The 22,799-nt window shown below is 69.1% G+C and carries 21 protein-coding genes; 15 read left to right on the top strand and 6 right to left on the bottom strand.

Going from position 1 to position 22,799, the window contains the following annotated elements; genetic code table 11:
* Positions 1-3 precede the first annotated feature (3 nt).
* Positions 4-2,562: a DUF4118 domain-containing protein gene (locus tag ACFXI3_RS09365; RefSeq protein WP_378399159.1), complete on the top strand. Its 2,559-nt coding sequence runs from the start codon at positions 4-6 to the stop codon at positions 2,560-2,562.
* Positions 2,559-3,257, top strand: coding sequence for a response regulator (locus ACFXI3_RS09360; protein WP_378399158.1), 699 nt, complete (start codon positions 2,559-2,561; stop codon positions 3,255-3,257). Before ACFXI3_RS09365 ends, ACFXI3_RS09360 begins: the two co-directional genes overlap by 4 nt.
* 22 nt (positions 3,258-3,279) lie before the next feature.
* Here ACFXI3_RS09360 and ACFXI3_RS09355 read toward each other — a convergent pair whose 3' ends face one another.
* Positions 3,280-4,392: a helix-turn-helix domain-containing protein gene (locus tag ACFXI3_RS09355; protein WP_378399157.1), complete on the bottom strand. Its 1,113-nt coding sequence runs from the start codon at positions 4,390-4,392 to the stop codon at positions 3,280-3,282.
* A 78-nt stretch (positions 4,393-4,470) separates the two neighbouring features.
* Between ACFXI3_RS09355 and ACFXI3_RS09350 the strand changes: the two genes are divergently transcribed.
* Both ACFXI3_RS09350 and ACFXI3_RS09345 read left to right on the top strand, forming a co-directional pair.
* Positions 4,471-4,962 carry a glycine-rich domain-containing protein gene (locus tag ACFXI3_RS09350; RefSeq protein WP_378399156.1) on the top strand — a complete coding sequence of 164 codons (492 nt, stop codon included), beginning with the start codon at positions 4,471-4,473 and terminating at the stop codon, positions 4,960-4,962.
* Positions 4,959-5,840, top strand: coding sequence for a phosphotransferase family protein (locus ACFXI3_RS09345; protein ID WP_378399155.1), 882 nt, complete (start codon positions 4,959-4,961; stop codon positions 5,838-5,840). The genes ACFXI3_RS09350 and ACFXI3_RS09345 overlap by 4 nt, the downstream gene beginning before the upstream one ends.
* Positions 5,841-5,940: 100 nt before the next feature.
* On the opposite strand, the gene ACFXI3_RS09340 is transcribed toward ACFXI3_RS09345, so the two are convergent.
* Complete coding sequence (locus ACFXI3_RS09340) at positions 5,941-6,624, bottom strand: hypothetical protein (protein WP_378399154.1); 684 nt, start codon at positions 6,622-6,624, stop codon at positions 5,941-5,943.
* 159 nt (positions 6,625-6,783) lie between these two features.
* Here ACFXI3_RS09340 and ACFXI3_RS09335 point away from each other — a divergent pair, with 159 nt between their 5' ends.
* The 5 genes from ACFXI3_RS09335 (at position 6,784) to ACFXI3_RS09315 (ending at position 12,685) form a co-directional block, all read left to right on the top strand.
* Positions 6,784-7,080 (top strand): acylphosphatase, encoded by a 297-nt coding sequence (locus ACFXI3_RS09335; protein ID WP_378399153.1) that lies wholly within the window; start codon positions 6,784-6,786, stop codon positions 7,078-7,080.
* 179 nt (positions 7,081-7,259) lie between these two features.
* Positions 7,260-10,862, top strand: a complete 3,603-nt coding sequence (gene smc / locus ACFXI3_RS09330; protein ID WP_378399168.1) for a chromosome segregation protein SMC — start codon at positions 7,260-7,262, stop codon at positions 10,860-10,862.
* Between the two features lie 137 nt (positions 10,863-10,999).
* Positions 11,000-11,548, top strand: coding sequence for a hypothetical protein (locus tag ACFXI3_RS09325; RefSeq protein ID WP_378399152.1), 549 nt, complete (start codon positions 11,000-11,002; stop codon positions 11,546-11,548).
* A gap of 168 nt (positions 11,549-11,716) precedes the next feature.
* Positions 11,717-12,058 (top strand): beta/gamma crystallin domain-containing protein, encoded by a 342-nt coding sequence (locus tag ACFXI3_RS09320; RefSeq protein ID WP_344285964.1) that lies wholly within the window; start codon positions 11,717-11,719, stop codon positions 12,056-12,058.
* Positions 12,059-12,196: 138 nt separating this feature from the next.
* A complete protein-coding gene (locus tag ACFXI3_RS09315) occupies positions 12,197-12,685 on the top strand; it encodes a hypothetical protein (RefSeq protein WP_344285965.1) in 489 nt (162 codons plus the stop codon).
* 50 nt (positions 12,686-12,735) lie between these two features.
* Here ACFXI3_RS09315 and ACFXI3_RS09310 read toward each other — a convergent pair whose 3' ends face one another.
* Both ACFXI3_RS09310 and ACFXI3_RS09305 read right to left on the bottom strand, forming a co-directional pair.
* Positions 12,736-14,301: a sodium:solute symporter gene (locus ACFXI3_RS09310; protein ID WP_378399151.1), complete on the bottom strand. Its 1,566-nt coding sequence runs from the start codon at positions 14,299-14,301 to the stop codon at positions 12,736-12,738.
* Positions 14,302-14,310: 9 nt separating this feature from the next.
* A complete protein-coding gene (locus tag ACFXI3_RS09305; RefSeq protein WP_378399150.1) occupies positions 14,311-15,525 on the bottom strand; it encodes an anhydro-N-acetylmuramic acid kinase in 1,215 nt (404 codons plus the stop codon).
* A gap of 140 nt (positions 15,526-15,665) precedes the next feature.
* Between ACFXI3_RS09305 and ftsY the strand changes: the two genes are divergently transcribed.
* The 4 genes from ftsY to ACFXI3_RS09285 all read left to right on the top strand — a co-directional run bounded on the left by ftsY (position 15,666) and on the right by ACFXI3_RS09285 (position 18,662).
* On the top strand, positions 15,666-17,021 hold the full coding sequence (gene ftsY / locus ACFXI3_RS09300; RefSeq protein WP_344285968.1) for a signal recognition particle-docking protein FtsY: 1,356 nt from the start codon (positions 15,666-15,668) through the stop codon (positions 17,019-17,021).
* A gap of 90 nt (positions 17,022-17,111) precedes the next feature.
* The gene (locus ACFXI3_RS09295; protein WP_378399149.1) at positions 17,112-17,855 is read left to right on the top strand and encodes a hypothetical protein; all 744 of its coding nucleotides are present in this window, start codon (positions 17,112-17,114) and stop codon (positions 17,853-17,855) included.
* A 10-nt stretch (positions 17,856-17,865) separates the two neighbouring features.
* Positions 17,866-18,180, top strand: a complete 315-nt coding sequence (locus ACFXI3_RS09290) for a DUF4333 domain-containing protein (RefSeq protein WP_378399148.1) — start codon at positions 17,866-17,868, stop codon at positions 18,178-18,180.
* Entirely contained in the window at positions 18,177-18,662 is a 486-nt protein-coding gene (locus tag ACFXI3_RS09285) for a GNAT family N-acetyltransferase (protein WP_378399147.1), read from the top strand. The genes ACFXI3_RS09290 and ACFXI3_RS09285 overlap by 4 nt, the downstream gene beginning before the upstream one ends.
* Here the strand turns inward: ACFXI3_RS09285 and ACFXI3_RS09280 are convergent.
* On the bottom strand, positions 18,655-19,419 hold the full coding sequence (locus ACFXI3_RS09280) for an IclR family transcriptional regulator (RefSeq protein ID WP_377870299.1): 765 nt from the start codon (positions 19,417-19,419) through the stop codon (positions 18,655-18,657). The two genes, ACFXI3_RS09285 and ACFXI3_RS09280, sit on opposite strands and share 8 nt — an antisense overlap.
* Positions 19,420-19,527: 108 nt before the next feature.
* Here ACFXI3_RS09280 and aceB point away from each other — a divergent pair, with 108 nt between their 5' ends.
* Positions 19,528-21,102, top strand: a complete 1,575-nt coding sequence (gene aceB / locus ACFXI3_RS09275; protein WP_378399146.1) for a malate synthase A — start codon at positions 19,528-19,530, stop codon at positions 21,100-21,102.
* Positions 21,102-22,298 carry a DUF6986 family protein gene (locus tag ACFXI3_RS09270; protein WP_378399145.1) on the top strand — a complete coding sequence of 399 codons (1,197 nt, stop codon included), beginning with the start codon at positions 21,102-21,104 and terminating at the stop codon, positions 22,296-22,298. The genes aceB and ACFXI3_RS09270 overlap by 1 nt, the downstream gene beginning before the upstream one ends.
* A gap of 19 nt (positions 22,299-22,317) precedes the next feature.
* On the opposite strand, the gene ACFXI3_RS09265 is transcribed toward ACFXI3_RS09270, so the two are convergent.
* Complete coding sequence (locus ACFXI3_RS09265) at positions 22,318-22,737, bottom strand: nuclear transport factor 2 family protein (protein ID WP_378399144.1); 420 nt, start codon at positions 22,735-22,737, stop codon at positions 22,318-22,320.
* Between the last annotated feature and the right edge of the window lie 62 nt (positions 22,738-22,799).

Genomic DNA, 22,799 nt, shown 5'->3' with positions numbered 1-22,799 from the left:
ACTGTGAGCACCTCTGACACACCCGCGAAGCCGCGCCGAGGAGAACTGCGGATCTATCTCGGCGCGGCTCCGGGGGTCGGCAAGACCTTCGCCATGCTCGGCGAAGCGCGCCGTCGCCTCGACCGCGGCACCGACGTGGTCGTCGGCCTGGTCGAGACGCACGGCCGCAAGAAGACCGCCGATCTGCTCGACGGGCTGGACGTCGTGCCGCGGCGCACGGTCAGCCACCGCGGGCACGAGTTCGCCGAAATGGACCTCGACGCGGTGCTCGCCCGCGCGCCCGAGGTCGTCGTCGTGGACGAGCTGGCGCACACGAACGTGCCCGGCGGACGGCACGAGAAACGCTGGCAGGACATCGACGAGCTGCTCGAAGCGGGCATCGACGTGCTGTCCACGGTCAACGTCCAGCACCTGCAGAGCCTCAACGACGTCGTCGAGCGGATCACCGGCGTCACCCAGCAGGAAACCGTGCCGGACGAGGTCGTGCGGCGCGCGGAGCAGCTGGAGCTCGTGGACATCACGCCGGAGGCGCTGCGGCGGCGGCTCGCGCACGGCAACGTCTACCCGGCCGAGCGCATCGACGCCGCGCTGGGCAACTACTTCCGGCCTGGCAACCTCACCGCGTTGCGTGAGCTGGCGCTGCTGTGGGTGGCCGACCAGGTCGACGTCGCGCTGCAGCGGTACCGCGCTGAGCAGAAGATCACCGACACGTGGGAGACGCGCGAACGGGTGGTCGTGTCGATCACCGGCGGTCCGGAAAGCGAGACGCTGATCCGCCGCGCCAGCCGGATCGCCAACCGGGCGGGCGCGGAGCTGCAGGTCGTGCACATCCTGCGCGGCGACGGTCTCGCCGGGCTCGGGCCGACCGCGATGGCCCGCTGCCGCACTTTGGCCGAGGAGGTCGGCGCGACCTTCCATGCGGTGGTCGGCGACGACGTGCCGACAGCGTTGCTCGACTTCGCGCGTGGGGTCAACGCGACTCAGCTGGTGATCGGCACGTCGCGGCGTTCTCGGGTCGCGCGGCTTTTCGACGAGGGCATCGGCGCGACGGTGATCCAGCAGTCCGGGCCGATCGATGTGCACATGGTCACGCACTCCTACGCCGGCGGACGGCTGCGGGCGCGGCTGGGCACGAGCCCGCTGGCGCCGTCGCGGCTCGTGATGGGCTGGGTGCTGAGCATCCTGCTGCCGGTCGTCGCCACCGGTCTCGGTGTGCTGCTGCGGGACGCGGTCGAGTTTTCCACCGACGTGATCCTCTTCGTGCTGTCGACGGTCATCGTCGCTTTGGTGGGCGGGCTCGGACCGGCTCTGGTGGCGTCGATTTTCGGTGCTGGGCTGTTGAATTTCTTCTTCACGCCGCCGCTGTACACGCTGGATGTGCACAGTCCGCAGAACGTCGTGACGCTGATCGCGATGATCGTGGTGGCGGTGATGGTGGCTCTGGTCGTCGCTTCCGCCGCCCGGCGGGGTGTCGCGGCGGCTCGGGCGCGGACGGAGGCGTCGCTGCTGGCTTCGTATGCGCGGACCGTGCTGACCAATCCGAATCCGATCGAGCGGTTGCTGGAGAAGGTGCGGGAGAACTTCGGTCTCACTTCCGTGACGCTGCTGGAGAAACGCAACGGCAAGTGGGACAAGGTCGCTTTGTCCGGGGGTGAGCCTTGTGCTGATCCGGATGAGGCCGATGTGGACATTGCGGTGACCGCCGATGTGCACCTGACGCTGCGCGGCCGCGCCTTGCCCGCCGCAGATCGTCGGGTGCTGGAAGCTGTTGCAGGACAAGCTTTGCTCGCCCTGCGGCAACAACGGATGGCCGCAGCCGCAGCAGCCGCCGAACGCAAGGCTGAGGCAACCGAACTGCGCACGACGCTGCTGTCCGCGGTCGGACATGACCTGCGGACGCCGCTCACGTCCATCAAGGCGGCGATCGGCAGCCTGCGCGCGCCGGATCTTTCTTTGTCCGATGAGGACACTGAGGAACTGATGGAAGCTGTCGAACTTTCGGCGGACCGGCTCGCCGGACTGATCGACAACCTGCTCGACTCTTCCCGGCTGGCGACTGGTGCGGTCACCCCGCATCTGCGTCCAGTCGGCTACGACGAGGTCGTCGCACATGCCTTGTCCAATGTGGATAACACGCAAGGCGTTCAGGTATTCGTGGATGCGCGGTTGCCTTCTGTGCAAGCGGATCCGGGCTTGCTGGAACGAGTGATCGCGAACGTCCTCGACAATGCTCTCCGACACGGCGGCGGCGACGTTTCGGCGCGGGCGAGCGCGCATTCGGAGTTCGTGGAACTGCGAATCGTCGACCACGGCAAGGGATTGCGGAAGGGCGCCGCGGAGTCCGCGTTCGCGCCGTTCCAACGACTGGGCGGAGACCGCGACTCGACGCCGGGCGTGGGTCTTGGGTTGTCGGTCGCGAAGGGGTTCACCGAGGCGATGGGCGGTACGGTTCGCGCCGAGGACACTCCAGGCGGAGGGTTGACGGTGGTGATCTCGCTGCCGGCCTGTACCGGCCGGGAATTGGTGGATGCTGAATCGGCTGAGGAGGGCGTGGCGCGATGACTGCCGACCCAACGGCGACGGTGCTGGTCGTCGACGATGAACCGCAGATCGTGCGGGCGCTGCGGATCAACCTCAACGCGCGCGGGTACAAGGTGATCACCGCACACGACGGCACCGCCGCGCTGAAAGCAGTCGCCGAGACGAAGCCCGACGTGGTGGTGCTCGATCTCGGCCTGCCTGATCTCGACGGCACCGAGGTGATCGCGGGCCTGCGCGGCTGGACCACGGTGCCGATCATCGTGCTGTCCGCACGCGGCGACTCGGCGGACAAGGTGCAGGCGCTCGACGCGGGTGCCGACGATTACGTGACCAAACCGTTCGGAATGGACGAACTGCTGGCGCGATTGCGGGCCGCGGTGCGACGTTCGTCGGTGGTGGGCACGGACGGCGCGGAAGCCGTGGTGGACACCGGATCGTTCACGATCGATTTGGCGGCGAAGAAGGTGCTGCGCGAGGGCCGCGAGGTGCACCTGACGAAGACGGAATGGGGAGTGCTGGAACTGCTGGTCCGCAACCGGGGCCGGTTGGTGGCGCAGAAGCAGCTGCTGCACGAGGTGTGGGGACCGTCGTATGAGACGGAATCCCATTATCTGCGGGTGTATCTGGCGCAGTTGCGGCGGAAGCTGGAGCCGGAGCCTTCTCGGCCGCGGCATTTGCTGACTGAGCCGGGGATGGGGTATCGCTTCGAGATCTGATCTCTGGCCGAAAGCCGTTTCGTTAGAAGACGAGCTGCTCGATCTCCTCGACGCGCCGGGTGAGCCGGAGAGAATTTATTCCGGTCGAGGAGGCTCGGGCTTCCTGGATGACTTCCCGTGCGGCGTCCAGGAAGCCCGCTCGGGCGTAGGATTCGGCTAGCCAGGTTTGATACAAGGCGACTTCACGCGCGTGGGTGGCTTCGTACCTGCCGATAGCCCGGGTGAGCAGCGGAGCGGCCTCTGCGGGCTGCCCGATTTCGATGAAGCAGCGACCGGCCATGACGTCGATCTCGTCGCGGTTCAGCCAGTAAACCCATTCCGGCTCCTTGACCCCGGCGGAACGCGCTTCGTAGGCGTCGTCCACGGCGTCCAGCGTCCTCCGCGCGGCCACGGAGTCTCGAGCCTTGGCGTACGCCCAAGCCACGCGTTCCAGCAGCAATGCCCTGGCAACGGGCGTCGCGCGCTCTGCGCCCTTGACAGCAGTCTTCGCCAGCAAGGCCGCGTCTACGGGGTTGCCGACGTTTGTCATCTGGTACGCGAGCGAGGAAAGAAGCTGACCGGCAAGCGTCTGGTCGTCCGCGTCTCGCGCGGCCGAGACGCCACGCAGGTACACGCGCTGCGCTTCCTGACAGTGCCCCGCGTCGCTGGCGACCCAGCCGACAAGCTGAGAGAGTTCGCCGATCGCGACCAGGAGCCTTTTTCCGATGCCCTCGGAATAGCTCCCGAATTTCACGATCTCCGTTGTGCCCGCCAATTCCCGGTGCACGATCGGAAGGAGATCCCCTCCGCCGACGGTGTCGTCCAGGCAGCGCAGATCGATCACCCGTCGTTCGATCTCGGAGGTCAGGCTTTCGCCGACCCGCCGTCCGGATGCCTGGTGCATAGCTGCGGGCGTGTCCGCCACCAGCCATTCGTGTGCCACCCGAAGAGGGTCCTGTGGCGGGCCGTAGAGAGCGTCCGCCGAAACGTTGAGCGCGCGCGAATACGCCGTCACATGCTCTGGCCGCACGGTCCGTTTGCCGTTCTCCAGAAGGCTCAAGTACGGCTTGGTGTAATGGGTCTTGACGGCCATAGCGGACAGGCTGACCCCGGCGGCCTCGCGCGCCGCCCGCAATCGCTGCCCTAGCTCGACCATGCCCGACCGCCACGCTTGCAAACCCTGGTAAACAGCAGCTCTATTCCCATCACGGCGTGTGACGGTCAGGCTACCGGAATGACGATCGCCATTGAAGAACTCGCCGGGCAGGGCCTTGTTTCCGAGGAACTGTTCACCCGGCTCGTGAACCGGATCTCCCGGGAGCACGACATGCGGCGCGAGTTCGCCGCGCGCATCATGGATCAGGCACTCGCGTACCTCGGGACCTGTTCCGCGGCGTCCGAGCCGCTGTCTCCGAGCGAGCCCGTCGACATCGGGTGGCACACGTTCATCCTTTACACCCGGGAGTACGCCGAGTTCTGCGAGCGGGTGGCAGGCCGGTTCATCCACCACGAACCCGCCGACACCGGAGCCATCCCGATCACGAGGACTCCGGAGGACTCGATGAGCGTGACCGTAAAGGCTCTGCGCGACGCCGGGTACGCCGTCGATCTCGAGCTGTGGACCGCGTCAGTGAAGTGCAACCAGTGCCGGGAAGGGTGTACGCACTCCGGTGGCGACACAGGATGCCACCAGTACCAGGTAAGCGCTGGTACGGTCCCCGCGTGAGGGAGCGATTCGCCTGGGGAGACCTGCCTGCGGCCGTCCAAGACGCGGTTCAGGCACACCTTGGCCAGGTCGCTGTCGTGCGCGAGATCGAGCAGGGGCAGAACTGCAATGCCGCTCTGGTGCTGAGCTGCGATCAGGGAGACGTCTTCCTGAAAGGCGTCCGAGGAATCAGCCCGCACATGCGGTGGCTCCGGAACGAGTCCGAGGCCGGAGATCTCGCCCCTGGCATAGCCCCGGCAACCCGCTTCAGCGAAGACATCGAGGCGGACGCCGCCTGGTTCGTCGTCGGGTTCGAGTACGTCAACGGTCGTCCGGCAGACCTGTCTCCGGGCGCTGACGACCTGGCGAGTGTCGCCACGACAGTCGCCAGGATCAACGGGCTTCCCGGTGCCGCTGCGCAGCCCCTCGGCAAACGCTGGGCGCCGGCCGACTGGTGGACGAAACTCGCCGCCGAGGCCCCGGACAAGGTCCTTGGTTTCGACATCGACGAGCTGACCGGCTGGTGCCGCGAAACTCCCAGCCTCGTCGAGGGGACCGCTCTGCTCCACACCGATCTCCACGAGCATCAGTTCATGATCGACGACGATTCGTCGTCGGTCCGCGTGATCGATTGGGGGCGGCCTGCTTCGGGTGCGGCGTGGGTCGACGCGGCCTTCTTGGTCGTGCGGCTCATCGCGGCGGGCCACACGGCGGGCGAAGCGGAGGAGTGGGCGTCCACGGTGCCGTCGTGGTCCACGCGCACGGACAAGGCAGTTACTGCATTTGCTTGCTATGTAGCGGGATTGTGGGGCTATCGAGCCGCGACCACGCCGTTTCCCGGAGCGACCAGGCTCGCTGCCGCGGCAAGGCAGTATGCCCAGTACCGGCTGGCGAGCTAGACCGGGCGTTGTCCCAACGCACAAAGCCCCCGCCGGTGAGAGCGGGGGCTTTGTTGTGCAGATCAAAAAGGGCTCTCGCAGAGCGAGCCCTTCACGGACCTCAGCGGGTGGTGGAACTCGTCGGGTTGGAGTCCGAAGTGGACGCGCTCGGCGACGAGGACGATGACGGCTGACCGCCGGTGGAGCTGCTGCCGGAGCTGGGCGGCGGGCTGTTCGGAGGCGACGAGGGGGTGCTCGGCGGGGTGGACGGCGTCGTCGAGGCCGTGGAGCTGGTCGGCGGTTTCGGTGTCGTCGGGTGGCTGGTCGGCGGGTCGCTGCGGTCCGAAGTCGTGCCCGGCACCGGCTGCCCGCCGCCAGGCTGCCCGCCGGGCTGACCGGCGTTCGGCGGAGGAGTGATCACGCTCGTAGTCGGCTTCCCGTCCGGACCCACGGCGACCACCGTGGTCGGCGTCGGCGGGGCGGTCTGGCCGGGCGTCGGCGAGCCGGGGACGGTCATCGGGCCGCCGGGGACGGCGTTGCCCGGGACGACGACCTGCGAGCTGCCCTGCAGTCCGCCCTGGCCGCCGCCGGTGCTGTTCGTCGCGGTGTCGGTGACCGAGCCGGGGCCGGCTAGTTCGGCGACCGCGGCGAAGGCCGTGGCCACCACGAGGCCGCTGACGCCCAGGATGGCGTAGCCGGAGCGGCTCAGCCGTCCGCTCGCGCCCTTCGGCGGAGCGGTGGGGGCAGCGCTCACCGCGATCTCGGGCGACGCTGAGCTTGGTTCAGGCCCGTCGGGACGGGACATGCAGGCTCCTTAGAAGGGTCAACGCTCAAGTCGAGGGGCGGCACGGGGGAGCGGGGCTCCGGCCCCGGATGCCAGGCGGGAGGTTATCACTGCTCAGGACCCGTTCGCGCGACCGAGGGACAGGGCCGTCACGGTCCGCAGCCGGGGGCGTGCGGCAGGATGGGGCCGGTGAACGAGCAGGAATCGCCCGTCCGGCTGGCCGCCTGGGTGCACGGGCAGGTGCAAGGCGTCGGTTTTCGCTGGTGGACCCGGATCCGGGCGCTCGAACTCGGGCTGACCGGATTCGCCAGGAACCTCCCCGACGGCCGTGTCGAGGTGGTCGCGGAGGGTAGCCAGAACAACTGTGGGCAACTGCTGGCGGCGTTGCGCTCCGGAACCTCACCCGGACGAGTGGATCAGGTAGTTGAACGCTGGACCGCCGCGAAAGGCGGGCTCGAAGGATTCCTCGAACGCTGAGCCGGGTGGGGCGGTTGCGGCTGATGGGGTGCTTGGGGTTGCCGGGGCGGTCGAACCTGTGCTAGGCGCGCCCGGGCGGCCTGGCCTCCCACTGCGCCCGACGACCCCCGGGTAGCCTGTCCCGAACCGGGGGAACCGGTAGCCATCCAGTACCCGTGGCCAAGAGGGGTCGGCAGCACGTGCACCTGAAAAGCCTGACGCTCAAGGGCTTCAAGTCCTTCGCCTCGGCGACCACGCTGCGCTTCGAACCCGGCATCACCTGCGTGGTCGGCCCGAACGGCTCCGGAAAGTCGAACGTCCTCGACGCGCTGCGCTGGGTCATGGGCACCCAGGGCGCGAAGGACCTGCGCGGCGGCAAGATGGAAGACGTCATCTTCGCCGGCACCGCGGGCCGCGCGCCGCTCGGCCGCGCCGAGGTCACGCTCACCATCGACAACGCCGACGGCGCGCTGCCGATCGAGTACGCCGAGGTCTCCATCACCCGCCGGATGTTCCGCGACGGCGCGAGCGAGTACGAGATCAACGGCGACCGCTGCCGCCTGATGGATGTCCAGGAACTGCTGTCGGACTCCGGCATCGGCCGCGAGATGCACGTCATCGTCGGCCAGGGCCAGCTTTCGGCGATCCTGGAATCGAAGCCCGAGGAGCGGCGCGCGTTCATCGAGGAGGCCGCCGGCGTCCTCAAGCACCGCAAGCGCAAAGAGCAGACCCTGCGCAAGCTCAACAACATGCAGGGCAACCTGGACCGGCTCACCGACCTCACCACCGAGCTGCGCCGCCAGCTGAAACCGCTGGGCAAGCAGGCCGAGATCGCGCGCAAGGCCCAGTCAGTGCAGTCCGACCTGCGCGACGCCCGGCTCCGGCTGTTCGCCGACGACCTGGTCACCCAGCGCGAATCCATCCAGCGCGACGAGGCTGACGAACGCACTGCCCGGCAGCGCCGTGCGGAAGTCGAGCAGGCGCTGGAAATCGTGTCCGCTGAGGAAACCGAGCTGGAGGCTTCGCTCGCCGAGGACGCGCCGCGACTGCAGATCGCGCAGGAGACTTGGTACAAGCTGTCTGCGCTCACCGAACGGCTGCGCGGCACCGTGCGGCTGGCGGTGGAGCGGCAGCGGCACCTTTCTTCGGACGTCTCAGCGCCGACTGGCGGCCGCGACCCGGAGGAGCTGCTTGCCGAGGCCGAGCAGGCCGCGGAGCGCGAGCAGGAGCTGACCGAAGCGGTCATGGAGGCTCGCGAACTTCTCGCGGAAACCGTGCTGCGCCGGGAAGATCTCGAACAGCGAGTGCAGGCCGCGGAGCGCGCGCACTGGGCCGCGGTCCGGGCGATCGCCGACCGCCGTGAGGGCATGGCGAAGCTGACCGGTCAGGTCGAAGCGCTGCGCAGCAAGAACGGCGCGACCGCGGAAGAAGTCGACCGGTTGACGGTCGGTCTGCAGGAGGCTGCCGAGCGCGCCGAGATCGCGGTCGAGGAGCTGGAAGAAGCCAAAGCCGTTGGCGGCACGGAGGAATCCGACGACGCCGACCTGCAGCAGCGCCACGACCGCGCGGTGGAGGCGAACAACGCCGCCAAGGCCCGCGTCGAAGAACTGGTGAAGGCCGAGCGCGGTTCCGAGCGGGAGATCGCGTCGGAGAAGGCGCGCGTCGAGGCGCTGTCGATGGGGCTCAAGCGCAAGGATGGCGCGGGCGCGCTGCTGGGTGCGTCGGCGGAATTGCCGGGCCTGCTCGGTTCGGTCGCCGCGCTGCTCACCGTGCAGCCGGGCCACGAGGTCGCGCTGGCCGCCGCGCTCGGGCCGGTGGCCGACGCGGTCGCGGTGTCCGGCGGCGAGAACGCGCTGTCCGCGCTGAAGTACTTGAAGGACACCGATTCCGGTCGCGCCGGGATCGTGCCGGTCAGCGCCGGGTCCACTGTGGACACCAGCTCGTGGCCGACGCTGCCCTACGGCGCGCGCTGGGCCCGCGAGGTCGTCAACGCGCCGGAGCAGCTGCGGCCCGCGGTCGAGAAGGCGCTGGACCGGCTCGCGCTGGTGCCGGATCTGGACGCCGCGCGGCAGCTCGTGGCCCAGCACCCGCAGGTGCGCGCGGTCACCGCTGAGGGCGATGTCTTCGGGGCCGACTGGATCGCCGGTGGTTCCGCCGCCCGCGAGAGCGTGATCGAGGTCCAGGCGGCGGTCGACGAGGCGCAGGAACGCTTGCGCACGGCCGAACGCGCGCTGGAGCAGTACTCCGCCGAACTGGAAGGCGCGCGCGCCGAGCAGCAGTCTCGCCGCGAAGAGGTCGGCCAGGCGAAGGACGCGCTCGGCGAAGCCAAGGTGCGCAAGGCCCGTTCGTCCGAGCGGCTCAACCGGTTGCAGCAGGCGGCCCGCTCCGCGCAGGCCGAGGTCGAACGGCTCACTCAGCAGCGCGCGAAGGTCGAGCAGAGCCGCGAGCAGGCGCTGGAACAGCTGGCGGAGTTGGAAGAACGGCTCGCCGCGGTCGCCGAGCAGCCGGTCGAGGACGACCCGGACACCGCCGAGCGCGACGAGGCCGCCGAGCAGCTCGCCGTGGTACGGCAGGAAGAAGTCGAAGCACGGCTCGCGCAGCGCACCGCCGAGGAACGCGCGCGCAGCATCGCCGGGCGAGCGGAATCGTTGCGCCGTGCGGCTTACGCGGAGCAGCAGGCCCGCGAGCGCGCGGCCAAGGCTAGGGAAGCGCGCGAGCGGGGCGCGGAAATCGCGAACGCGGTCGTCAACGCCGGTGAGTTCGCCTTGGAGCGCATCGAGATCTCGGTGCAGCGCGCGGCCGCCGAACGCGACGAAGCCCAGGCACAGCGCCAAAGCCGCGAAACCGCGCTCACCGCGGTGCGCGCGAAGGTGCGCGAGCTGTCCGGCGAGCTGGAGAAGCTGACCGACGCCGTGCATCGCGACGAGGTGTTGCGCGCCGAGCAGAAGCTGCGGCTGGAGACGCTGGAAGCCAAGATCGCCGAGGACTTCGGCATCGGTCTCGCGGACCTGGTCGAGGAGTACGGCCCGAACGTGCCGGTTCCGCCGAGCGCGGGCGAGATGGCCGAGTACGAGGCGGCCAAGGAACGCGGCGAGGACGTCACGCAGCCGCCGCCGATGCCGTTCGACCGCGACACCCAGGCCCGCCGCGCCAAGCGCGCGGAGAAGGACCTGACCCTGCTGGGCAAGGTGAACCCGCTGGCGCTGGAGGAATTCGCGGCGCTGGAGGAGCGGTACAAGTTCCTCTCCACCCAGCTGGAAGACCTCAAGGACACCCGCAAGGACCTCGAGGCCGTCATCAAGCAGGTCGACGAGAAGATCCTGGAGGTCTTCGCCTCGGCCTACACCGACGTGGCGCGCGAGTTCGAGACCGTCTTCGGCGTGCTGTTCCCCGGCGGCGAGGGCCGGATGGTGCTCACCGAGCCGAACGACCTGCTCGCCACCGGCGTCGACGTCGAGGCGCGTCCGCCGGGCAAGAAGGTCAAGCGGCTGTCGCTGCTGTCCGGCGGCGAGAAGTCGCTGGTGGCGGTCGGCATGCTGGTCGCGATCTTCCGCGCCCGCCCTTCGCCCTTCTACGTGATGGACGAGGTCGAAGCGGCGCTGGACGACACCAACATGCGCCGGCTGATCGGCCTGCTGGAGCAGCTGCGCGATTCGTCGCAGCTGATCATCATCACGCACCAGAAGCCGACCATGGAGATCGCCGACGCGCTGTACGGCGTGAGCATGCAGGGCGACGGCATCACCAAGGTGATCTCGCAGCGGCTGCGCGCGGCGGACGAGGAACCGGTCCCGGCTTCCTGAACGGGGTTGCGCCGTCCGGGGCGATCCTGCCCGAACGGGCAGGCCTGACCGGGCAGTCGTCCGAACGGCCAACTGCCGCCGTGCCCGCACGTCTTCAGGGGTGTTCGAAAGCAACACATCCTGGAGGGGATTCGACAATGCGCACCATGGTGGCCCGCACCCTGATTTCCGGTTCGATGCTCGGCGTTGCGCTGGCAGTCGCCGCGTGCGGCGGCGGTTCGCAGACCGGACAGGCCGCGGCGGTGCAGAGTTCGCTCTCCGCCGCGCCGACCGCTTCGTCGGTGGCAGCACCGAGTTCCTCGGCCACGCCCTCGCCGTCCACTCAGGCGCAGGCCCCGACGCACGCGAGCAAGCCCAAGCCGCACCCGACCCCGGCCACGCAGCAGCCCAGCGACCGCCTGCCGGGCAAGGGCGAACTCGGCAACGGCGCGGACTGCGGGCCGATCGACGGCCCCGGCGGCAAGGTCGACGTGGTGACCGAGGCGATGCCGGCCGGAACCGTCGGCTGCACCGAGGCGATCGACGTGATGTCCGACTACCTCGCCCAGGCCCCGACCAAGGCACAGGGCACCGGCCGCTTCCTCGACGTCGACGGCTGGAACTGCGGCTACGACGGCGGAAACGGCGGCAGCAAGCAGATTTTCTGCGGCAGCAAGGGTCTTTCGTTCCACGGCAAGGTCGTCTGAGCGAGGTCCGTTTCTCTCGCACCCCGGGTACGAAAGGGTAGAAGCGGACGCGACGGGTGTCCGGGCGAGGCCCGCTGCTGGCACGGTCGATCTCGTCCGGCGGCGCGGTCGCCCCGCGAGCCGGGCTCACCTTCAAGGCAGCACTGGGAGAAAGGTTCCACAGCGATCATGCCTTCACTCGTCAAGAGACTCGCGATCGGCGGCGCCGCGGCGCTCGCGCTGGCCGTCACCGTTCCGGCCGGTCAGGCGTTCGCCACCGACCGGGTCGCCTGCAACGGCCGCACCGACTTCGTCCAGCTGCGCCTCGCGGGCGGAAACCCGTGGGACGGCAGCGATGTCGCCTGCTTCGCCAATTCCGGCGCGGTGTACGTGGATCTGGGCGGCGTCGCCCGGGTCGACTCCGGCAACAACTCGGTCACCCTGTACTGGGACGGTGGCCAGGCCAGTCTCGGCCACTGGCAGGGCGCCGACCTGAACTTCGTGCACGTGCGGCAGGTCGTCATCCACTGACGGATTTCTCGCGACGGCCCGGCTTCCCTGCGGAAACCGGGCCGTTTCGCTGACACTCGCCGCCACACTGCCGTCCCGGGTGTCACCGATTAGGGTGATCTTGGCCGATCGGCGGCTGCATCCGGGAGGACGGTGTTCATGCGGTTCACGCGCAAGATGGTTGCCGCGGCGTCGATTCTCTCGCTGGGCGTGCTGGTCTCGGCGTGCGACGGGAGCGCTGACCCGGCCGGTGCCGTCTCCTCCCCGCCGTCGGTCCCGCTCACGGTCACGTCCGCGCAGTCGAGCGCCCCGGCCGCGTCCCCGGGCAAGACGTCCAGCCCCGGCAAGTCCGCGAGCAGCGGTCCGGACACCGGCGAAACGGTCGGCCCGCCGGTCGATTGCGGTCCGATCGACGCACCGAACGGAAAGGTGGGCCTGATCGCCACGGAGACCAAGGCGGGCCGTCCTGGCTGCACTGAAGCGATCGACGTGATCACCCAGTACTTCCAGGACGCGCCCAAGAAAGCCGAGGGCACCGCGCACGTGCTGAACGTGAGCGGCTGGCGGTGCATGGCCGACACCGGCGCGCAGGGCAGCGGGCGGATCGGCTGCGACAAGGACGGCCTGGTCTTCTATACCCAGCCGTAAGCGCACTCTCGCCGGGTCCCCTCGGGAACCCGGCGAGAGAAAAGCGCTTGCTACGCGGGGGTTTCCGCGGGTTCTTCGACCTTCTCGACGTTCGGGTCCACCCCACGCCGCCGCAGCGACAACAGGCCGCCCACGACGAGCGTGATCAGCACGCCGGCGAAGGTGTACCAGTAGGTCGCCAGCGGCACGAGCGTCTTCGTCGCCGCGCCGAAGTGGATGTGCACCTCGGTCGTCGCCTTGTCGAATTTCACGAACAGGATCAGGAACGCCATCCCGACCACCGAGCAGGCGAAGGCGATCACCGCGTCGGACTGGCGGGCCTTGCGCACCAGCAGCCCGAGGAAGAACGAGCCGAGCAGCGCGCCGTAGGTGTAGCCGACGATCCCGAGGCCCTGCTGGATCACCGGGTCCTTCGAGTTCGTGAACATCGAGGCGAACACGGCGAACACCGCCGCCCAGATGAGTGTCCACATGCGACCGTGCCGGAGCAGCTTCGCGTCCTCGATCGACTTGTGCGTGAACCGCTGGTAGAGGTCGGCGATGGTGGAGGTGGACAGCGCGTTGAGCGCGGACGCGAGCGCGCCCATGGTCGAGGCGAGGATGCCGGCGATCAGCAGCCCGGCCAGCCCGACCGGAAGGTCGTTGACGATGAAGTTGGAGAACACGTCGTCGCCGGACATCTTCCCGGCCGCGACCGCGGTGGCCGTCGAGCCGGTCTTGCCGCCGGTGTAGACCCACAGCATCGCGCCGACGAGCAGGAACAGCGCGAACTGGACGAACACCACGATCGACGAGCCGATCAGCGCGCGCTGGCCGTCGCGCAGGTTCCGGCACGACAGCAGGCGCCCGACGATCAGCTGGTCCGCGCCGTGCGAAGCCATCGACAGGAACGCGCCGCCGACCACCGCGCAGAGGAACGCGTACGGGTTGGTGAGCAGGTTCGACGCGAAGTCGGTGAGCTGGAACCGGCCCTGGCTCGAAGCGATCTGCGTCCAGCCGGACGGCAGCTTCGTGGACAGGAAGATCACCGCGCCGATCGCGCCGAGGATGTAGAGCGACCACTGGATGACGTCGACCCAGATCACCGACTTGATGCCGCCGACGAACGCGTAGATCACGGTGAGCAAGGTCAGCAGGACGACGATGTGCCAGTACTCGGTGTGGATGCCGTAGTGGCCGAGGATCGCCTTGATCGGGATCGCCCCGGCGAACAGCCGCAGCCCCTCGGCGAGCAGCCGGGTCACCACGAAGGTGACCGACGCGGTGCCCTGAAGGCCGCGCCCGAAGCGGCGGCCGAGGAATTCGTACGCGCTCACGTAGTTGCCGCGGAAATAGCGCGGCAGGAGCACGAACGCGGCGATCACGCGGCCGATGATGTAGCCGAAAGCCACTTCCAGGAACAGGAAGGCGCTGCCGAACACGAGCCCGGGCGTGGAGATCACGGTCAGCGTGGACGTCTCGGTGGCCACCACCGAGAGCGTGACCGCCCACCACGGCATGCTGCGCTCGCCGACGAAGTAGTCGTTCGCGGACTTCTGTCTGCGCCCGATCAGCACGCCGATGACCGGCATCGCCGCGAGGTACACGATGACGATCACCAGATCGACTGGATTCATGGGGTTCTCCTACCGTGATTGCCCGGATTCCGCGACCCGGAGCCGGGTCGCGGCGCCCCCCAGCGGGGCGGGGAGATTCAGGGGAGCCGCACCCGGCGTCAGCGCGCCGAGCAGGCGGGGACCGCTCGCGCCGGTGGCCGAGGGCAGCGTCGCCGGGACGCCGCACCAGCTCAGCCAGCCGAGCAACGCGGTCAGATAAGCCTCTTTGCCGGAACCGGGGAGGCCGAGGTCGTCGCTGGTGCGGAGCGCGCCGTCGGGCAGGAGCCGGGCGAGCGCGGCCATCGTGGCGGGGTTCGCGACGCCGCCGCCGGACGCGACGACGGTCGCGACGCCGTGCCGCCGGCATTCCGCGGCGACCGTCGCGGCGGTCAGCTCGGTGAGCGTGGCCAGCAGATCCTCCGGGGACAACGGCGGCAGTCCGGACAGGGCCGCGTCAAGGTATCCGCCGTGGAAGTGCTCCTTGCCAGTGGATTTCGGGGGAGCGGCGGCGAAATAGGGGTCGGCCAGCAACCGGTCGAGCAGGTCTTCCCGGACTGAACCGGCGAGCGCGAGCCGTCCGTCGACGTCGGCGGACAGCTTGCCGTCGCTGACGTGCGCGGCGGCGAGATCGAGCAACGCGTTGGCCGGGCCGGTGTCGTACGCGAGCACCTTGTCGGACTGCGTGACGACGGTGATGTTCGCGATGCCGCCGAGGTTGAGCGCGGCCACCGGGCGTCCGGTTTCTTCGGCGAGGCCGCGCAGCCACATCGCGTCGAGCGTGCTCGCCAGCGGCGCGCCCTGGCCGCCCGCGGTGATGTCGCGGATGCGGAGGTCGGCGATCACCGGCACTCCGGTGCGCTCGGCGATCCACGCCGGCTGGCCGAGCTGGAGCGTGCCGAGCGCGACGCCGTTTTCGACCCAGTGGTAGACGGTCTGGCCGAGCGAGGCGATCACGTCCACCGGCCCGTACGCGGCGATCCCGCGCGCGGCCGCGTCCGCGAACGCCTGGCCGACCCGGGTGTCGAGGACGGTCAGCTGCCGCGCGCTGCTCGGCCGCGGCGGGAGGGCGTCGAGGAGATCCGCGCGGAGGTCGGGGGGATAAGGCACGTCGAGCTCGCCGAGCGGGGTGAGGACGACTGTCCCGTTGTCGTCGCGGATTTCGGCGACCGCGACGTCGATCCCGTCCACGGACGTGCCCGACAGCAGCCCGAGGACGCGGAAACAGTGGCCGGCGGGGGTGGTCATCCGATGTGGTCTAGTCAACGCCGAAGGGGTGGCGCAAGACGCTTCGTGGAGTCTTGGCCGAATCGGAACCGTTCGCGTTACTCGTTGGCCTCCAGGTGGGGTGTCCCGTGGCTTGTGCACGCGGATGACAGGATGGTGGCGTGTCGAGCACCTGGTTCTGGATCGTTGTCGTCGCCGTCGTCGTCCTGGTCGCCGTTCTGGTGTCCGGGCTGCTCATCGCGCGCAAGCGGCGGATCAGCATGGCCGAGCGGCGCGAGGTCGAGGAGAAGCCGAAGGGCGGCGGGTATGCCGCGAGCGGCGGGATCTCCTTCGCTTCCGGCGGGACGGCCGTCGAGGCCAAACCCGAGCCTTCGCCGGAGCCTGCTCCTTCGCCGGAGCCGGTGGTCGAGCACCCGGTGGAGGACCGCCCGGAGGTCGACGGCCAGCCCGCGGTCGGCGACGACGCCGCGGTCCCGCGAGACTCCGACCAGCGCACGGTGCGCGACGTCAAGCTCCCCGAGCCGGTCGAAGAAGAGGCCCCCGAGGCCGTCGTTCCGGGAACCGTCGAGCCGATCGAGGAGATCGAGTCTCCGGCCGGCCGCCTGGAGCGCCTGCGCGGCCGTCTGGCGAAGTCCCGTTCGGTGTTCGGGCAGAGCCTGCTGGGCCTTCTCGGCGGCGGTGACCTCGACGAAGACTCTTGGCAGGACGTAGAGGACACGCTGCTGCTGGCAGACCTCGGCGCCGCCACGACGACCCAGATCGTGGACCGCCTGCGCGACGAACTGAACCGCCGCGCGGTGCGCACGTCGGACGAGGCGCGCGAACTGCTGCACGAGGTGCTGACCGCGGCGCTGTCGACGGACGCCGAGCGCGCGGTCCGCGCCCTGCCGCACGAGGTAGACGGCAAGAAGCAGCCCGCGGTGGTCCTCGTGGCCGGCGTGAACGGCACCGGCAAGACCACGACGACCGGCAAACTCGCGCGAGTCCTGGTGGCCCAAGGCGGAACCGTCGTCCTCGGCGCGGCCGACACCTTCCGCGCCGCAGCCGCCGACCAGCTCCAGACGTGGGGCGAACGGGTAGGCGCGTCCGTCGTCCGAGGCAAGGAAGGCGCAGACCCGGCGGCGGTCGCGTTCGACGCGGTCAAGCAGGGCATCAGCGAGGGCGTGGACACGGTCCTGATCGACACCGCGGGCCGCCTGCACACGAAGACCGGCCTGATGGACGAACTCGGCAAGGTGAAGCGGGTCGTCGAGAAGCAGGCGCGGGTGGACGAGGTGCTGCTCGTGCTGGACGCCACGACCGGACAGAACGGCCTCGCGCAGGCGCGGGTGTTCGGCGAGGTCATCGACGTGACGGGGATCGTCCTGACGAAGCTGGACGGCACCGCGAAGGGCGGGATCGTGTTCCAGGTCCAGCGAGAGCTGGGGGTGCCGGTGAAGCTGGTCGGATTGGGTGAAGGGCCGGACGACTTGGCGCCGTTCGAGCCTGGTGCGTTCGTGGACGCTTTGCTGGGCTGATTCCCCTGGCCGGGTGAATAAGGGTTAAAGCGGACATCTCTCGCAGCGCGGCCTGCCACGGTAGGCGCAGGCACAGCTGTGAGGGGTGGAATGAGCGTCGCGCTGATCTTGGCGATCGTCATCGGCGGGACGTTGCTCATGGCCGGGGCGCTCGTCTGGTTCCTGGTCTGGAACAGCCGTTCTTTCAAGCGCGACCAGGAACAGGCCATGGCCCGGCTGCGGGAGGAGATCCAGCGGCGCGGGTGGCGGTACGAGGAGCGCAACGACGCCTACTGCGCCTATTTCGACGAGGGCGATCGCTACATCGAGCGGAACGCGGTGGAGCAGGTGATGAACCCGCTCGGCCCGTACTTGAACCGGCGGGAAATCTACGAGGCTCGCCAGATCGTCACCGGGACTCATCGCGGCAGGCCGTTCCTCGCCGGGACTTTCCGGGCGCGTACGCCGTTGCAAGGCGAGAACTACACGCTGGGCGTGATCTGGGTGCGCGGCCCGGGAACCGGCCCGGCCTTGCAGATCAGCCGGGTCGCCGAGTTGTCCAGCCGGGTCAACGCGCACCTCGGGCAGGGCGACGTGCAGACCGGCGACGCCGAGTTCGACCTCCGGTACGAAGTGCGCAGCGGGAACGCTGATTTCGCCCGCGCCGTGCTGAATCCGGTCGTCACGGCGTTCCTCAAAACCGATCCGCGCAAGTTTCGAGGGTTCACGCTGGTGGGCGGGAAGCTCGACTTCTTCGACCAGGTCAGCGATCACCGGGATCCGCGGTTTCTGCTGCCCGCCCTCGACCTGCGCTGCGACCTTCTCGACCGCATCCCGAATTCCGTCTGGCACTAGGAGAAAACCCATGCACCGCCCGATTTTTCTCGCCGCCTGTGCGCTCGTCCTCACCGGTTGTTCCGTGAGCGTGGGCGTGGGCGGGGACAAGCAGGTCTCGAAGGAGAACTTCGAAAAAGGCATCTCCGACGCGCTGCAGCAGTCCATCGGCAAGCGGCCGGACACCGTCGCCTGCCCGGGGCCGATCAAGGCCGTCGAGGGGGAGTCGATGCGCTGCGTCCTCACCGCCGGTGGACAGAAAGTCGGGCTCACGGCCAAAATCAGTGCGGTGAACGGCACCGATGTGAAGTACAACGTCCAGGTCGATCAGAAACCGATGAATTGACCGGCGTCACCCTCCGCCTGCTCGGCGAAGCAGATCGAACCAGGGTCCACGAGATCCTCTCCACTCCCGAAGTAGCGCAGTGGTGGGGCGAAGCCGACGAGGAAACCGACGGCCTGCTCTCGAAAGAAGGCGACCAGCACGCCTACGCCATCGAGTACGAGGGCCAGACCGTCGGCGTGATCCAGAGCTGGGAAGAGCTCGATCACCGCTACCGGCACGCCGGAATCGATCTTGCCGTGCACCCGGACCACTACGGGCTCGGGCTCGGCGCGGAGGCGATCCGGATCCTCGCCCAGCGGCTGTTCGACCAGGGCCACCACCGGCTCACCATCGATCCGGCGGCGGCCAACGTCCGCGCGATTCACGTGTACGAGAAGCTCGGCTTCCGGCGCGTCGGGATCCTCCGCGATTACGAGCAGGGACCCGACGGGACCTGGCACGACGGGCTGCTGCTGGACCTCCTCAAGGGTGAACTCAGGTAACCGGCAGCTGCTGCGAAAGCCGGTCCGCGATCTTCTGCACCACTGGCGCGATGTGGCTCACCGCGTCCGCCGTCAGGCGTCCGGACGGGCCGGAGACCGACACCGCCGCGGGCACCGGTGCGCCGGGGATCGCGACGGCGATGCAGCGCACCCCGAGTTCCTGTTCCGCCTCGTCCAGCGCGTAACCCTGTCCGGCGATCTTCTTCAGCTCCACCGCCAGCGCGTCCGCGTCCGTGAACGTGTGCTCGGTGTACGCGGGCATGCCGGTGCGTTCCAGCAGCGACGCGACCTCGTCGGCGGGCAGTTCCGCCAGCATCGCCTTGCCCACGCCGGTGCCGTGCGGCAGCAAACGCCGGCCGACCTCGGTGAACATGCGCATCGAGTGCTTCGAGGGCACCTGTGCGACATACACCACCTCGTCGCGTTCCAGCACCGCCAGGTTCGCCGTTTCGCCGACCTCCTCGACCAGCTCCACCAGCAGCGGCCGCGCCCACGCGCCGAACTGCATGCTCGCGTTCTCGCCCAGCCGGATCAGCCGGGCGCCGAGCGCGTAGTGCCGGTTGGTGTTCTGCCGGACGTAGCCCAGCGACACCAGCGTGCGGATCAGCCGGTGGATCGTCGGCATCGGCAGCCCGGACAGGGTCGCCAGCTCCGACAGACTGGCCTCGCCGCCGGTGTCCGCCAGGTGCTCCAGCAGCTCGAACGCGCGCTGCAGGGACTGGACGCCGCCGTCTCGTCCGCTCTTCTCAGCCGCCACCAGTGGTCCTCCTCACAGACCCGATTGATGTTCCGCTATGCAGAAACTATAGTCCGTCAGGTAAAAACCGTAGGGACGTTATCCAAAGCACTACTCGGGGTGTTGCGCATGTCTGAGGTCCAGGTTCTCGGCGGGTCCGTCGAGCGTGGGGACGAGATTCTGACGCCGGAAGCCCTCGCTTTCGTAGCGGGCTTGCACGACGAGTACGCCGCGCGGCGCGACGAACTCCTCGTCGCGCGGGGCAAGCGGCGCGAGGAGGCCCGCACCACCGGCCGCCTCGATTTCCTCGCCGAGACCAAGCAGGTCCGCGAGAGCGACTGGCAGGTGGCCGGCGCCCCGGCCGCGCTGCGCGACCGCCGCGTGGAGATCACCGGTCCGACCGATCGCAAGATGACCATCAACGCCCTCAACTCCGGCGCCAAGGTGTGGCTCGCCGACTTCGAGGACGCCAACACGCCGCACTGGGCGAACGTCGTGGGCGGCCAGGTCAACCTGTCCGACGCGATCCGCGGCACGATCACGCTCGACCAGAACGGCAAGCACTACGAGCTGAAGCCGGACGTCGAGCACGCCACCATCGTGGTCCGCCCGCGCGGCTGGCACCTCGACGAGCGGAACCTGACCTTCGGCGGCCGCAAGGGCGTCGGCGCGCTGGTCGACTTCGGCCTGTACTTCTTCCACAACGCGCAAGAGCTGCTCAACCGCGGCAAGGGCCCGTACTTCTACCTGCCGAAGATGGAAAGCCACCTCGAAGCGCGGCTGTGGAACGACGTGTTCACCCACGCGGAGAAGGCGCTCGGCATCCCGCACGGCACCGTCCGCGCGACCGTGCTGATCGAGACCATCCCGGCCGCGTTCGAGATGGAAGAGATCCTCTACGAACTGCGCGAGCACGCCTCGGGCCTCAACGCGGGGCGCTGGGACTACCTGTTCAGCGTCATCAAGTACTTCCGCGACGCGGGCGAGAAGTTCGTGCTGCCGGACCGCAACTCGGTCACCATGACCGCGCCGTTCATGCGTGCCTACACCGAACTGCTGGTGCGCACCTGCCACAAGCGCGGCGCGTTCGCGATCGGCGGCATGGCCGCGTTCATCCCGAGCAAGGACCCGGAAGCCAACAAGGGCGCCTTCGACAAGGTGCACGCCGACAAGTCGCGGGAGGCCGGGGACGGCTTCGACGGTTCGTGGGTCGCGCACCCGGGCATGGTCGCACTCTGCAAGGAAGAGTTCGACAAGGTCCTCGGCGACAACCCGAACCAGCTCGAGCGCACCCGCGACGAGGTGAGCGTGACCGCCGACCAGCTGCTGGACGTCGCCTCGACGCCGGGCAGCGCCACCGCGGCCGGTCTGCGCGCGGCGGTCGACGTCGGCATCCGCTACCTGGCCTCGTGGCTGGGCGGCAACGGCGCGGCGGCGATCCACAACCTGATGGAGGACGCCGCCACTGCCGAGATTTCGCGGTCGCAGGTGTGGCAGTGGGTCAAGAACGGCACGCAGCTGGACAACGGCGAGACGGTCACCGCGGAGCTGGTGCGCGGCGTCGTGGCCGACGTCCGGGGCGAGCTGTCGGCCGAGGTCTCCGACGATCTGCTGAAGCCCGCGGTCGAGCTGTTCGAGCAGGTCGCGCTGGCCGACGAGTTCCCGGACTTCCTGACCCTGCCGGCGTACGAGCACATCCAGTAATGGGCGGCGGACGGCTCGCCGAGGACGTCTACACCGCCGCCGACGCGCGGTTGGCCGAGGCCGACGCGCGCGTGGCGGCGCGGTATCCCGGCGAGTCTCCGGGCCGTCGTCCGGTGCACACGGTGTACGTGCCGGCGTCGCAGTACCGCACGCGCCTGGTCGCCGATTGGGGCAAACAGGCGATGCGGGTCTTCGTCGAACACGGCGACCTGCTGAACCTCGACCCGGCGGTGGCCGAGCGCGTCCGCGAGAAGCTCCTCACCGAGCCGATCGAGGACCTCCGCATCGACTTCGAGGACGGCTACGGCCATCCCGGCGACGAAGCGGAGGACGCGGCCGCGGAGGCCGCCGGGCGGACGCTCGCGACCACCGGCGGTACTCCGTTCGTCGGAATCCGGTTCAAGAGCTTCGAAGCCGCGACGCGACGACGGGGCATCCGGACGCTCGATTTGTTCCTGTCCGGCTTGCTGTCCGAAGGATCGCTGCCGGACGGATTCGTGGTGACGCTGCCGAAGGTCACCGCGGTCGAACAGGTCGAAGTCGCCGCGGAAGTGTTGGGGCGGCTGGAAACCGCGTACGGACTGGCGGACCGCGCGCTGCGCTTCGAAGTGCAGATCGAGACCGCGCAGTCGATCCTTTCGACCGATGGCACGGTCGCGGTGGCGCAGATCATCCAGGCGGCGGACGGCCGGTGCTCCGGGCTGCATTACGGGACCTACGACTACAGCGCGGGTCTCGGCATCAGCGCGGCGTACCAGAGTATGGCGCACCCCGCGGCCGACTTCGCGAAGCAGTTGATGCAGGTCGCGGCTGCCGGAACGGGCGTGCGGCTGTCCGACGGTTCGACCAACCGGCTCCCGGTGGGCGACGACCTGCCGGGAGCCTGGGCCGAACACCTGCGCCTGGTGCGGCGGTCGCTGGAGAACGGCTTCTACCAGGGCTGGGACCTGCATCCGCACCAGTTGCCGACCCGGTATGCGGCGACGTACGCCTTCTACCGCGAGGGTGCCCCGGCGGCGGCCAAGCGGTTGCAGGACTACGCGTCGAAGACGGCCGGGGGAGTGCTGGACGAACCCGCGACGGCGGAGGCGTTGGCCCGGTATCTGCTCGGCGGGTACAACTGCGGGGCCTTGGCGGAGTCGGAGTTGCCTTTTGAACCGGCGCGGCTGGACGCGTACGCGCGGCGGCAAGCCTGAACGATCGCGAGTGCCTGCGCTACTCGGCGCAGGCACTCGCGATCGCCGCGGTGTCCCAGTAAAACGGCCGCACCTCGGCGATCCGCCCGTCCTCGATCCGGAGCGCCTGCAGGATCGGGAACTCCAGCTCCCGTCCGGTCGCCCGCGCCCGGGCACGGACCTGGGTGAGCACCACCGACGTCGCGCCGAGGGCGAGGAACTCCTGCTCGCCGATCTCGAACGACTCCCAGATCCGGCTCATCTCGAGGAAGAACTTCTCCAGCCCGGTGTGGCCGTGCCAGTCGCCGCCGAACGGCAGTCCGTCGGCCTGGTGAAGTACGACATCCTCGGCGAAATACGGGGCCAGCGGAGCAAAAGAGGCCGAACCGGGGCCGCCCGCGGCGAAATACTCGGCTTCGGCTCGGTACATGCCGTTGAGCACGGCAGCGGGATCAGTCACGGCCGCCAGCCTGGCCGGGCTCCGACGGTTCCGCTGGCGGCAATCGGACTTCACGGTCTCCG

Origin of the sequence: Amycolatopsis sp. NPDC059235 (assembly GCF_042754125.1) — a bacterium.
Lineage (GTDB): Bacteria > Actinomycetota > Actinomycetes > Mycobacteriales > Pseudonocardiaceae > Amycolatopsis > Amycolatopsis albidoflava.
The sequence above is the reverse complement of the archived record's forward strand: the minus strand, read 5'-3'. Positions and strand labels throughout refer to the sequence as shown.